Origin of the sequence: Psychrobacter sp. Pi2-52, from assembly GCF_904846705.1 — a bacterium.
In the GTDB taxonomy this organism is placed as follows: domain Bacteria; phylum Pseudomonadota; class Gammaproteobacteria; order Pseudomonadales; family Moraxellaceae; genus Psychrobacter.
In genome coordinates this window covers 23,650-36,414 of record NZ_CAJHBS010000007.1, presented here as the reverse complement: position 1 = coordinate 36,414, position 12,765 = coordinate 23,650, and the positions used below count along the sequence as shown (strand labels likewise).

Below are 12,765 nucleotides of genomic sequence, written 5' to 3'. Positions count from 1 at the left end.
AGGAGACGCATTCATGACCATCGCTTTACTTGTGGCGGCATTACTAATGGGATTCTTTGGTTCACCGCATTGTTTAGGCATGTGTGGCGGTCTTGTGACCGCATTTGGTCTGTCTATGAAAGATGTCAGCCCCGCCAAACGTCGTGCTTTGGTGGCCACGTATCATTTTGGGCGTTTAACGAGTTACGCATTATTGGGTTTAATTGCAGGGCTAATCGGTATTACCGTATTAAAGCCATTGATGATGGGTAATAGTACACCGCGTATTTTATTAGGATTGGTACTGGTATTCGTCGGTGTGACGATGCTTGGTGCGCCGTTTTTGACTAAGCTTGAACGTTTTGGTATGCGCTTTTGGCAGTATCTTAGCCCATTGCGTCAAAAGGTATTTCCACTTAATACTTTTCCGCGCGCATTAACAGCAGGGTTGCTTTGGGGCTTTTTGCCTTGTGGTTTGGTATATGGCGCTCTACTAATTGCGGTCGTTGCTCATAGTCCATTAAGCGGTGCTGCGTTGATGTTTGTCTTTGGTCTAGGAACCATACCGATGTTGGTTGCGACGCACGAAACGGTCGGTTGGCTACGTGATAAGATCGGACGTTTTCGCTTAAGGCAGTTAAATGGTGCGGTTATGGTCATATCAGGGTTGGCAGTAGCAGTCGTGCCGATGGTCATGGCAAATATGCATGGCGGCCATGGTGAGATGAATCATGGTAGCCACACTGCTATGATGTCTGATATGGACTCTCACGACATGAGCCAAATGAATCATGATACGGATATGGCAGCAGACATGGATCACAACATGCAGGATATGGACGACCATATGGATCATAGTATGAATGACATGAGTGATGAATCAGTGGACATGAATCACCATGAGCATACTGAGATGATGGAACACGCTCAATAAAGTTATCGGTAACAGATACTATTAACACTTAGCATATAAAAAAGCCCTCAATACCATTTTCGATATTGAGGGCTTTTATTTTTTGAATAATGCTCAGTTTATAGCAATTATTCCTGCCACTGCTCAAGCGTAAACTTGGTTTCCAAGTGCTTCTCTAATGCCGGTATATTGAAGGCATCATCTTCACTCACAAAACTGATACTAATACCTGTCTGTCCCGCACGGCCCGTACGGCCAATGCGATGTACATAATCATCTGGCTGATCAGGCAAAGTAAAGTTAACCACATGACTGATATCATCGACATGGATACCGCGCCCTGCTACATCTGTCGCCACCAAGATAGACGCGTGACCATCTTTAAAGCGCTGTAAGTATTTCTCACGTTTTTGCTGAATGACATCGCCCGAGAGCATCACAATATTATGCGCTTGACGCAGTTTGTGATACAGACGCTTTACTTGGTCTTTACGATTGGCAAAGACGATGACCTTCTCTACTGCTTCATCACTGATAATACGCTGCAAGGCGTCTAGCTTTTGATCTTCTGTCAGCAAATAAAAATGCTGATCTACTAACTCGCTGGTCTTGTGTTCAGGCTCAATTTCAACAAACTGAGGCTCATGTAACCAACGATAGGCCAAATTCATCACATCTTGGTTAAAGGTTGCAGAAAACAACAAGCTTTGGCGATCGGTATTGGCAGGCATTCGACCAACTAGGCGTTTGATATCAGGAATGAACCCCATATCTAACATGCGATCGGCTTCATCAAGTACCAGTACCTCTACTCTATCTAGATACACCATGCCTTTATTAGCAAGGTCAATTAGACGGCCAGGCGTCGCTACCAAGATATCAACGTATTGACGTTCAAGCTCGTGCTGCTGAGTTTCATAATTAGTACCGCCCATAATACAGACGCTATGTAGGGATGTATATTTGGTTAATGCAATGCAGTCATCAAATATTTGCTGAGCCAATTCGCGAGTTGGCGCCATGACCACAGCGCGCGGCTCACCAAGATAGCGCTCTTCGTCATTAGTAAATGGACGCTTAAGCAAGGCTTCCATAATAGTCAGTAGAAAAGTCGCTGTTTTCCCTGTGCCCGTTTGTGCTTGTCCAATAGCATCTTGATGTGCCAATGTATGCGGTAGTATCTTTGCCTGAATGGGCGTCAATTCAGTAAATCCTAGATCACTTACTGCATGCAGGGTCGCTGTTGAAAGTGGCAAATCAGTAAACGTTGTAAAATTGCTCAAAAAAATATCCTTTTAAATGAATTGCTCGTATTTTATTAATTATAAATAGGTTCAAAATCAACCTTTATAGTGTCAAATGTAGCGTTTAAATCGTAATCAGTAAAAGTAGCCTTATCGAGTCTGTGGAAAACCATCAGACATATAGGCATAAAAAAAGCCAAGCCCAAATCCAATCCTACCAAATATGCTGCAGTTCATTCAACATAGGTAAGATAAGATGGGCTTGACTCAGTAGTATATCAGTAGTTTGTACAGACATTATAACTAAACCGCTTTAATGTCTGAGTAAATTACTCTTCTATCTTTCTGACTTCTTCAGCTTGCAGACCTTTGTCACCTTCTACTACGCTGAACTCAACTTTTTCGCCATCCTTTAGAGAACGATAGCCATCACCCTGAATCGCGCGGAAATGGACGAAAATATCTTCTCCGCTGTCACGTTGAATGAAACCAAAGCCTTTTGAGTCATTAAACCACTTAACGATACCTTGCTCACGAGCTGACATAATATTACTTCCTAAAAAAGTCCGCTTAGCCCTAGCTTCCTTTGCGACATTGCATATAAACAGGGTCTAAGATTATGAAATCAAAAATTAAGAGTATTACTACTCTACTTACCATCATCTATGTAGTGCTTTAATTACCTACATAGTGCTTCGATGACGAATTCGCCAAAAGCGCTTATCGTCATGAAATTCGATGATAGCAACAAACTTGCAATATTTATTGCATAAAAAATATCATAGCACGGGTTTTTAGCAACATAAAGACTTTTAATATGCTTTTTGATATCTAGATAATTTTTTTAGACAAATTTTTATAACCTAGCTGGCAAGCTGTTATGATAAAGAGCAAAATGCGTTGAAGCCAATTTAGCTTGGCAGCTCACGCCTTAAATTATTCATATATTATTATAAATTATTAACATCGCTCAATAGTTACCGAGACCATTATGACCTCCTCTACTCCGTCAAAAACAGCCGAACAATCGACTAACGAAAACTCAAATCAAATACTGACTCATAAATTACTACTGGTAAACGGCGTAAATCTGAATTTACTAGGTAAACGGGAACCGCATATTTATGGTCATACGACACTTGCTGATATAGAAAAGCAACTAGTTGAGCGCGCCGCACGCCACGGTGTAGAGTTAATATCCATACAGTCCAACCATGAAGGTAAGCTAGTAGACGACATTCAGCATCATGGATTATTGGCGGATAAATCTGCCCAAATTGACGCTATTATTATCAATCCGGCTGCATTTACGCATACTTCAGTGGCTCTACGCGACGCGCTATTGGCCACCCAAAAGCCATTTATAGAAGTACATTTATCCAATGTTCATGCCCGTGAACCTTTCCGTCATCATTCATATCTAAGTGACGTTGCGGTCGGAGTCATTTGCGGCTTGGGACAATTAGGCTATCAAATGGCGCTTGATTACTGGTTGAGCAATATGTATGCAGTTGACACAAACAAATGATATGACTGTGCTTACTTTTTTGTAAATGATTACTCGCGTCTTCACACATTAGTCAAACAGTAATCTTGCAATTAAAATAATAGAATTACGACTGAGCAAACAACCCATTATACGGTGACATGAATGGCAAAATCGTCCGGAAAACGCTTTATGAAACTCGCTGGTATGACAGCAAGTATTGCTGGCAAAGCCGCTAAAAACTCATTTAAGCATCTCTCAAGTGACGAAGAAAAACGTCTGCAAGCTCGCTCAGATCTGATGCAAGACGTGGGCGTTCAAATTGCCGAAACGTTGGGTGAGATGAAAGGCGCAGTGATGAAGGTCGGACAGATTGCTTCACAATATAAGGATGTGTTCCCGCCTGAGGTTGCATCAGCGCTCGAAAAGCTACAGAAAGATGCGCCGCCAATGCCGTATGCGCAGATACGAGCTCAAGTTGAACGCGAACTGAAAGCGCCAATCTTAGAATTATTCAGCGAGTTTGAAGAGACACCCTTTGCCGCAGCATCTATTGGACAAGTGCACAAAGCGACGTTGCCATCGGGTCAAAAAGTGGTAGTTAAAGTCCAGTATCCTGATGTCGATGAAAACTGCGATAGCGATCTCAAACAAGTGCGTATGGCATTAAAAATCGCTGGCGTGCTCAATATGAGTAAGCAACTACAAGAGCAGCTTTTCAATGAGATTCGCCAGAGTCTGCACGATGAATTGGACTATGTTAAAGAAGCTCATAACTTACGCGTATTCGGCGCTTTTCATGCAGAAGATGAAGGCCTTATTATTCCAAAAGTGATTAGCAGCCATTCTTCTAGACGGATTTTAACGCTGACCGAAGAGATGGGAGAGACATTGACTGTCGCCGCGACGTGGGACAATGACGTCAAACAAAAAATAGCAGAGCGCCTATTTCACTTTACCGCAGGTCAGCTGTTTGGGTTGTACCGTATGCACTGCGATCCTCATCCAGGTAACTTTGCGTTCCGTCATGATGGCAGTGTCGTGGCTTATGATTTTGGTGGCATCCGCAGCTATAGCGATAGCGAAGTGCAGCTATTCAAACGCTTTGTTAAACATGCGCTAAGAGGTGACGTCACTGCACTTGAACAAGATTTGATTGCCCTAGATATTCGCCGCGAAGATGATAAGAACATCCCTGGTGAGTTTTATGAAAAGTGGCTATCGATTGGGCTTAAACCTTTATCCATTAGCCCCTATCAAGAAGGCGAATTTGATTTTGGCAGTAGCCAAGTCCATCACGAGGCCATTGCACAGATGCGTACGTCTTTGAAGTACTTCGGTCAGTTTCAACCCTCAGCTACCACTATGATGCTAGACCGTACTGTATCAGGACAGTACTGGAATCTGGTCAACCTAGGCGTCGAGATCGACCTTTCACCACTGGTTGACGAATACATCGATGCGTAGATGCGTAGTAGGTAGGTATATTGACTGCCACGATTAAACCTATCTCTAGATATGTAGCGCGTGTCCACAACGATCGCAAAAGTCTGCCCCTACTGCATGGCCGAACTTACCACAGTTTGGACAAGTCACTGGGTTAAGCTGTGGACGCATATTACGTGCTAACTCTGACGTAAAAATACCTGTTGGTACAGCAATAATCGAATAACCTGTGATCATGACCATGGTTGCAATTGCTTGGCCGAGCGGTGTTTTAGGTGACATATCACCATAGCCAACCGTTGTCATCGTGACAACTGCCCAGTAGATAGACAATGGAATACTGGTAAATCCATTTTCCGGCCCTTCTACCACATAAATAATTGAACCAAAGATGGTTACTAACAATACAAGCGATAGGAAGAAAACCGTAATTTTCTGCTGACTGGTTTTTAATGCCGACGCCAAGAACCCAGCCTGTTGCATATAGGCTTTGAGCTTAAGAACGCGGAATACACGTAAAATACGCAATACCCGTATCACCAGTAGATACTGCACGCCCACAAACATTAAGCTCAAATAACTTGGCAATACAGACAGTAAGTCTACTATCCCAAAGAAACTAAAAGCATAGCGTAAGCGGTTGGGTGCTGAAAACAGCCTTAACGCATACTCAATAGTAAACAAAATGGTAAAAAACCACTCTGCATAAAAGAACAACGTGCCATACTGCAAACGCATATATAGCACACTATCAAGCATGACGACGGCCACACTGGCTAAAATTGCAATCAGCAACACAATATCAAAGAGCTTACCCAGACGAGTATCGGTGCCTTCAATAATGATATGCGTACGGTTACGCAAGTGTGTAAGAGCTTCGGCGGTTGGTTGCTTCATAGAATCAGTACTTTATAAAATCAATGGCTTGATAGCACGCAATGACTTAAAATGTGATGGATAAGGGCAAGTTGGTCAAAATAGCTAAAACTGGTTTATAATATCGCTCACCTATCACAGTGAATACAATCTATAAGTTGCCACAGTGTAGCAAAAAAGCACTCTCAACAACATACAAATCGTTAACGTGCTAGTAGCGCTACTACCTTAAATAGACAAAGTAATGATAGTATAAAATCAGGCAATCAGATATCGAAGGTTGTTGTTGATCACTTTTTTTACCCATAAAAATAGTACGTAGAACTTAAGGATGTTATATGGCAGGCCATTCAAAATGGGCAAATATTAAACACCGTAAAGCCCGTCAGGATGCAGTAAGGGGTAAGATATTTACCAAAATTATTCGTGAAATCGTTTCAGCTGCCAAACAAGGCGATCCCGATCCTGACAAAAACCCACGCTTACGTGCCGTTATCGAAAAAGCCCTATCCGTCAATATGACGCGCGACACGATTAATCGTGCTGTCGACCGTGGTACAGGCGGCGGCGATAATGAAAACATGGAAGAAGTCAGTTACGAGGGTTATGGTGTCGGTGGTGTGGCTGTACTGGTCGAAACCATGACTGATAACCTTAACCGTACGGTCAGCGAAGTACGTCATGCTTTTACCAAGAATGATGGTAATCTTGGCACATCAGGCTCAGTGGCGTATCTATTTACTAAACGTGGCGAGATCACTTTTAACGATGTCAGCTTAGAAGATGAAGTCATGCTCGTTGCACTAGATGCGGGCGCCGTTGATATTGAAAATGATGGTGAAAGCTTACTCGTTATTACTGAATGGGAAAGTTTCGGTCAAGTCCAAGATGCCCTTAATGCGGCTGGTCTTATTTCTGACAACGCCGAAGTCACTATGTCACCATCTACCACGGCTGAGATCGACAATGTTGATGATGCTGAAAAGATCATGAAGATGATCGATATGCTAGAAGATGCTGATGATGTGCAAGAAGTTTATACTAACGTGAACTTCTCTGCTGACGTCATGGCTCAGCTTGAAGCATAAGCGTATTAATTGTTCAGTAAAAAGGGCCAGATACTAAAAGTATTTGGCCCTTTTTTATTAAAATATCTCCAGACTCAGTTTTACGTCCAACTTCCTTCTAATGATAGTAAATACTCTTTTTTATCTAGCCCGCCTGTATAACCACCGAGCTTACCGTCGCTGGCAATCACTCGATGACAAGGAACAATAATGCTAAAAGGGTTTTTGCCATTGGCCTGCGCAACCGCACGGAATCCCTTTGGACTGTTGACACGCTGCGCGAGTGTGGCATAGCTGATGGTTTCGCCATACTCAATACCTTGTAGTGCCTGCCATACTCTTTTCTGGAACTCAGTACCCATAGAGAAGTCTAAAGGCAAATCCAATGTCTTACGTTTACCATCAGCATAGTCTTTAAGTTGAAAAATCGTTTCTATTAATAACGCTTGAGCAGGTTCATTCATGCTTAGGCTATTTTTATCTATAAAGGTAAAGTCTTCATCTGTCAGTCCATAGTACTTTTTAAGTTTAGGTACAGATTTTGAGCTATGCCATGAGTTATCTGCCAGCAGCCAGTTGGCTTCAACGAGCATAGGCTGACCATGTTCATTGACACGAGCAATCAGTGTTAATCGATGTGACCCAAAGGCTGCTGTGGTAACTATCATAGCGTCTACTTCCCTATTCTTTTAAAAATGATTTACCAGATAAAACTGGCTCTCTTATTCTTTATCATCGGTCTCGAACAAAGCGGCGACAAATTGCTTCGGACTAAAAGAACGCAAGTCATCAATTGACTCACCCACACCAATATAACGGATAGGCACATCTGTCGTTTCGGCAATATTAAACACCACGCCACCTTTAGCAGTACCATCTAATTTAGTAATGGTGATGCCTGTCAGCGGCACAACTTTATTAAACAGTTCGACTTGGTTGATAGCATTTTGACCCGTGCCAGCATCCAGCACAATCATACCTTCATGCGGGGCACTTGGATCCGCTTTACGCATGACACGTACGACTTTCTCCAACTCTGCCATCAAATGCGTCTTGTTTTGCAGACGTCCCGCAGTATCGGCAATGAGCACATCGATATTTTTCGCTTTGGCTGACTGCATCGCATCAAAAATGACAGAAGCGCTGTCAGAACCATGACCTTGCGCCACTACTGGAATATGATTGCGCTCGCCCCAAATCTGTAACTGCTCAGTAGCTGCCGCACGGAACGTATCACCCGCTGCCAGCATGACTGATTTGCCCTCGCCCTGTAGGCGCTTGGCAAGCTTACCAATCGTTGTGGTTTTGCCCACACCATTGACACCTACTACTAATATAACGAATGGCTTTTTGCTAGTGTCAATCACCAGAGGCTCAACTTTTGGTGTGAGGATATCAACCAACTCACTTTGCAATGCTTTATATAGAGAGTGTGCATAGATCAAGTCACCACGATCTGTCTGCTCAGTAAGGCTCTTGATGATACGGTTCGTCGCGTTGACGCCAATATCGGCTACCAATAGCTGATCTTCGACTTCTTCTAATAGCTCGTCATCAATCTCTTTACCACCGATTAAGATACTGACCATGCCTTCGGCTAAGTTTTTGCGTGACTTACTGAGGCCCGTTTTCATACGGTTAAACCAGCTGCCCTTTTTCTTATCTTCTTTAGTCTCTTGTGACTCTATAGCAGGCTCTTTGGTAGTAGCTACCTCATCGCTGTCAGCCACTGGGTTTACACTTGGCGTATCACCCAATTGCTCTTGCAACGGCATAGCAGGAATAGTTGACGCAGTATTAGATTGACTTGTAGCGGCTGTCTTTGTAGCGCTCGAAAAGCTTTCAGAATTACCTTTAGGTACGTTATGCTCTTCTGTCATGACAATTGGCGTCGCCAAAGCAATATTGTCCGCAGCAACATTACTAGAGACGTCTTGGTTTACCGTACTATCCTTTTGTGGAGCAACACTCTCTGTTTCATCAATAATGGGCACAGATTGCACCGGTAGACTGGGTAAGGTAATATCATCGTCATCTAAGTCGTCAAGACCAGCATCAAGGTTAATGACTACGCGGTTACTGTTGTTTGGGTTGTTCATAAATTTGCCCTAAAAGTTATCACAATCAATTATTTGTTTATTGTTAATGGATTTATAGGTTGTCATCTGGCTACGAGCGACATGACGCTTAATTTTGACCTATTTTAGCATAATTCAAGTCATGCTCAGCCCTTACCCTATTAGACTATCGTCAAAATTTATCTGTTTAAAAAATCACTCGATGATTTGAGAAAGTTTTGCTTAAGGTTTGGACACAAAATTCTGACCTGTTACTTGTCAGACTTCGCCTACTCTACCAAGACTTATTCGATAAATACTTATTAGGAATCCGTTATGTCATTATTCTCTAAGCATTACAAAAAAATCAGCAGCATCAGTGTGGCTGTTTTATTAACGACGACTATATTGGTGACGGGTTGCACCACGACGCAAGAGTTTAGACCGACTGCTAGCGTTATGGTTGGTGCTCAGACCTCTTTGTAATGTCTTCTATCGCTATGATTATCATCTAATTCTTCTATTATTATTTTATATAAGTAGACCATACCATGCCATTGTCTTTACCTCTAGCAGCTGCGCCATTACGCATGGCTTGTACCTTAGCAGTAGCAGCGTCACTTGCTGCATGTCAAACCAATACGATGCCTACTAACTCTGCAACCGCGACAAGCTCAATCGCAACCGATAGCTTGGCTCAAAATATGTCAGATGAAAATAAAACGAGCAAAGACACACAGCCGTCTGAATTGACAATGGACATGTCAGGTAGACATGAATATCAGTTAGAAAATGGTCTAAAAGTCGTTATAAAAGAAGACCACCGTGCCCCTGTCGCTATAACACAAATCTGGTACCGAGTGGGCTCGGCAGATGAGCCTCTTGATAAAGGTGGTATCTCTCACTTACTCGAGCACATGATGTTTAAGGGCACGACCAATGTCTCTAGTGATGATTATGAGCGGCTAATTGCTAAGTTTGGCGGCGTCAACAATGCCTTTACCAGCTATGACTATACCGGATACTACGAGCTGTTCCCTGCCAATCGTATGCCGTTAGCGCTAGAGCTTGAAGCAGATCGCATGAAAAACCTTATATTCGATGACAAAGAATTTGCTAAAGAGCATCAAGTCGTTATGGAAGAGCGTCGCCAACGTACTGATGACAATCCCCTTGCCAAAGCGTATGAGTCGTTTCGTCTGCTGGCCTTACCTGATAGCCCAAAAGGCGAATCTGTTATTGGGCCTATGAGCGAGCTAGAATCGATTAAACTTTCAGATTTAAAAGACTGGTATAAGACATGGTATGCACCAAATAATGCAACGTTAGTCATCGTCGGCGACGTGCAACCACAAGAAGTACTTACTCAAGTCAAACGTTACTTCGGTGATTTAGAAAAAAGCAACCTACCCAAACGTACCTCTGTGACTCAAAAAGGCTTCCGTGGTTATCAAAAGGTAGACTCTGAGCAAGCCGTACAAGTACCCGTTCTACTGATGGGTTACAACGTGCCAAGCCTTGCAACGGCAGGCACCAACAATGAAAAACAAGCTTATGCCCTGTCACTTGCGCAAGATGTGCTCGATGGCGGCTTATCTGCACGCTTAGAGAGTCGACTGATACGTGAGCAAGGTCTGCTTACCACGGTTGGTACTTCTTACGACTTGTTAGATCGCGGTGATGGGCTGTTTTTGATTCAAGCAACACCGCGTGAAGGCGTCAGCTTAGAGCAAGCACAACAAGCTATAACTTCGGAAATAGAAAAGCTAAAAACCGATCCTATTGCCGATGACGAGATCAGTCGCGCCAAGACCAATACGGTTACTGGTTTGATTTATGCGCAAGACAGCATGGAAGGACAGGCACGTATGATTGGCTCGTTACAATCTATCGGTCTAGATGACAGACTGCTTGCTAAACTGCCAGCTAAGCTCGACGGTATCAGTGTGGCTGACATTCAGGATGCCAGCAAAAAATATTTGGTCAAAGACAACTTGACGGTGATGCATGTCGTGCCACCTAAAGACAATAAAACCCCAGCGAAATAGTCGCTATATATGATCAAACGTCTCATAAAAATGGCCATAACACCGTATTCTTAATAAGAAGAAACTCATGATTCAGAATAAATACGACTATCAAGTAAGACAAAAATTTTTTAAGACTGCTTCATCCTCTATAAGAAGCACTATCGCACTTAAAAAGCGATCCCACCTCAGTGCTAGCGTAATTTTTGCTTTTAGCATCTTAGCTACTACCGCGCAGGCAGATGCAACAGCTGCTGAAGATTACCGCTCACCTGCTGCAGTCGATGCAAGTGCGCCAATTGCTGCCTTATCTAAGCTAACCAGCTTAGATGATGACAAACCTTTAAAAGTCACCGTACCGACCATTCAACAGTTTAAGACCAAGTCAGGCGTACCTGTCATGTTTGTACAAACGACCACCTTGCCAATTGTCGATGTTGATTTGCGTTTTAATGCTGGTAGCGCGCGTGATGGTAGTATCAAAAAGGATGGTTTTGGTATTGCGAATATGACAGCGACGATGCTCGAACAGGGCTCAAAAAGCCTAGATGAAAATGCATTTACTCGTGCAGTGGAAACGTTGGGCATCAATCTAAGCAGTAGCGCCTATAAGGATATGTTTATTGTTTCACTGCGCAGCCTATCTGATGATAAGCATCTCCTGCCAGCCATTGACTTAATGACACAGATGGTAAGTGAGCCTACGTTTGACGAGCAAGTTCTAGCTCGCAATAAAGCAAGACTGTTGGTAGGCCTGCAGCAACAAAAACAAGATCCCAATAGCCTAGCAAGTATCGCTTTCAATGATGCTTTGTACGGTACTCACCCTTACGCGCATCCATCAGTCGGCACGCTAGAAAGCGTTCCTACGATTGAGAAACAACAACTGATAGACTTTAAAAACAAATATCTGGTAGCAGCAAACGCGTCTGTTGCTATGACAGGCAACCTGACATTAGAACAAGCCAAAAAACTGGCAGAAAACATCACTGCTAAATTGCCTACCGGCCAAGCTGCCACTGATTTACCTGAGCCGAAACCGCTTACTAAAGCGCAGCACGTTCATATTCCATTCCCAAGCACTCAAACCACTGTACTCATGGGACAGCTGGGTAGTAAACGGGCAACTGACCCAATAGCACAGCAGCAGCAGACCAACTTTGCTGTTGGAAACGAAGTCATGGCAGGCAGTGACTTTAATGCGCGACTAATGACGGAGGTAAGACAGAACCTCGGCTATACTTATGGAATCTCGGGATCGATGAATCCGATGCTCTCTCGAGGTCCCTACCAGATTGGTTTTTCGACACGTAATGACAAGGCGCGTGCGGCTATTGATGCAAGTTTAGCGGTTATCAACGAAACGCTTGACAAGGGTATCACCAATGAGGAGATGCGCTTAACTACAGATAATTTGAAAAACAGCTTTCCGATGGGATTTGCAAGCAATGCAGGTATTAATGGCTTACTTGGAATGATGAATTTTTACCAATTGCCGAATAATTACTTAGCTGACTATACCAATCGCATTGATCAAGTCACTCTTTCAGAGGTCAATCAAACCATGCGAGATACGCTAAAACCTGATAACTTTTTGATAGTTACAGTTGGGCAAGAAGATCCGTGGAAAGAAAATAAAGCGGCAAAAAAAGCCAGTAAGAAATAAGTTG

General features: G+C 43.2%; 12 protein-coding genes. 7 read left to right on the top strand and 5 right to left on the bottom strand.

The window, feature by feature from the left end; all coding sequences use genetic code 11:
• Positions 1–13: 13 nt before the first annotated feature.
• On the top strand, positions 14–913 hold the full coding sequence (locus tag JMY00_RS05755; RefSeq protein ID WP_179798959.1) for a sulfite exporter TauE/SafE family protein: 900 nt from the start codon (positions 14–16) through the stop codon (positions 911–913).
• Between the two features lie 107 nt (positions 914–1,020).
• Here JMY00_RS05755 and JMY00_RS05750 read toward each other — a convergent pair whose 3' ends face one another.
• Positions 1,021–2,175 carry a DEAD/DEAH box helicase gene (locus JMY00_RS05750; RefSeq protein WP_201579445.1) on the bottom strand — a complete coding sequence of 385 codons (1,155 nt, stop codon included), beginning with the start codon at positions 2,173–2,175 and terminating at the stop codon, positions 1,021–1,023.
• Between the two features lie 290 nt (positions 2,176–2,465).
• On the bottom strand, positions 2,466–2,681 hold the full coding sequence (locus JMY00_RS05745) for a cold-shock protein (RefSeq protein WP_057760416.1): 216 nt from the start codon (positions 2,679–2,681) through the stop codon (positions 2,466–2,468).
• Between the two features lie 446 nt (positions 2,682–3,127).
• On the opposite strand from JMY00_RS05745, the gene aroQ reads away from it, so the two are divergent.
• Both aroQ and JMY00_RS05735 read left to right on the top strand, forming a co-directional pair.
• Entirely contained in the window at positions 3,128–3,664 is a 537-nt protein-coding gene (gene aroQ / locus JMY00_RS05740; RefSeq protein WP_201579444.1) for a type II 3-dehydroquinate dehydratase, read from the top strand.
• A gap of 123 nt (positions 3,665–3,787) precedes the next feature.
• Complete coding sequence (locus JMY00_RS05735; protein ID WP_057760420.1) at positions 3,788–5,089, top strand: AarF/ABC1/UbiB kinase family protein; 1,302 nt, start codon at positions 3,788–3,790, stop codon at positions 5,087–5,089.
• Positions 5,090–5,134: 45 nt separating this feature from the next.
• Here the strand turns inward: JMY00_RS05735 and JMY00_RS05730 are convergent, their stop codons facing one another.
• A complete protein-coding gene (locus JMY00_RS05730) occupies positions 5,135–5,965 on the bottom strand; it encodes an ion transporter (RefSeq protein WP_057760421.1) in 831 nt (276 codons plus the stop codon).
• Between the two features lie 317 nt (positions 5,966–6,282).
• On the opposite strand from JMY00_RS05730, the gene JMY00_RS05725 reads away from it, so the two are divergent.
• Positions 6,283–7,032, top strand: a complete 750-nt coding sequence (locus JMY00_RS05725) for a YebC/PmpR family DNA-binding transcriptional regulator (RefSeq protein WP_102091781.1) — start codon at positions 6,283–6,285, stop codon at positions 7,030–7,032.
• Positions 7,033–7,112: 80 nt separating this feature from the next.
• Here the strand turns inward: JMY00_RS05725 and JMY00_RS05720 are convergent, their stop codons facing one another.
• Positions 7,113–7,679 (bottom strand): methylated-DNA--[protein]-cysteine S-methyltransferase, encoded by a 567-nt coding sequence (locus tag JMY00_RS05720; RefSeq protein WP_201579443.1) that lies wholly within the window; start codon positions 7,677–7,679, stop codon positions 7,113–7,115.
• 54 nt (positions 7,680–7,733) lie between these two features.
• The gene (gene ftsY / locus JMY00_RS05715) at positions 7,734–8,645 is read right to left on the bottom strand and encodes a signal recognition particle-docking protein FtsY (RefSeq protein ID WP_227526712.1); all 912 of its coding nucleotides are present in this window, start codon (positions 8,643–8,645) and stop codon (positions 7,734–7,736) included.
• Positions 8,646–9,404: 759 nt separating this feature from the next.
• Between ftsY and JMY00_RS05710 the strand changes: the two genes are divergently transcribed.
• The 3 genes from JMY00_RS05710 to JMY00_RS05700 all read left to right on the top strand — a co-directional run bounded on the left by JMY00_RS05710 (position 9,405) and on the right by JMY00_RS05700 (position 12,761).
• Positions 9,405–9,554, top strand: coding sequence for a hypothetical protein (locus JMY00_RS05710; RefSeq protein ID WP_156410696.1), 150 nt, complete (start codon positions 9,405–9,407; stop codon positions 9,552–9,554).
• Between the two features lie 65 nt (positions 9,555–9,619).
• Positions 9,620–11,116 carry a pitrilysin family protein gene (locus JMY00_RS05705; RefSeq protein ID WP_201579441.1) on the top strand — a complete coding sequence of 499 codons (1,497 nt, stop codon included), beginning with the start codon at positions 9,620–9,622 and terminating at the stop codon, positions 11,114–11,116.
• 67 nt (positions 11,117–11,183) lie between these two features.
• Positions 11,184–12,761, top strand: a complete 1,578-nt coding sequence (locus JMY00_RS05700; RefSeq protein WP_201579440.1) for a pitrilysin family protein — start codon at positions 11,184–11,186, stop codon at positions 12,759–12,761.
• Positions 12,762–12,765: the final 4 nt, after the last annotated feature.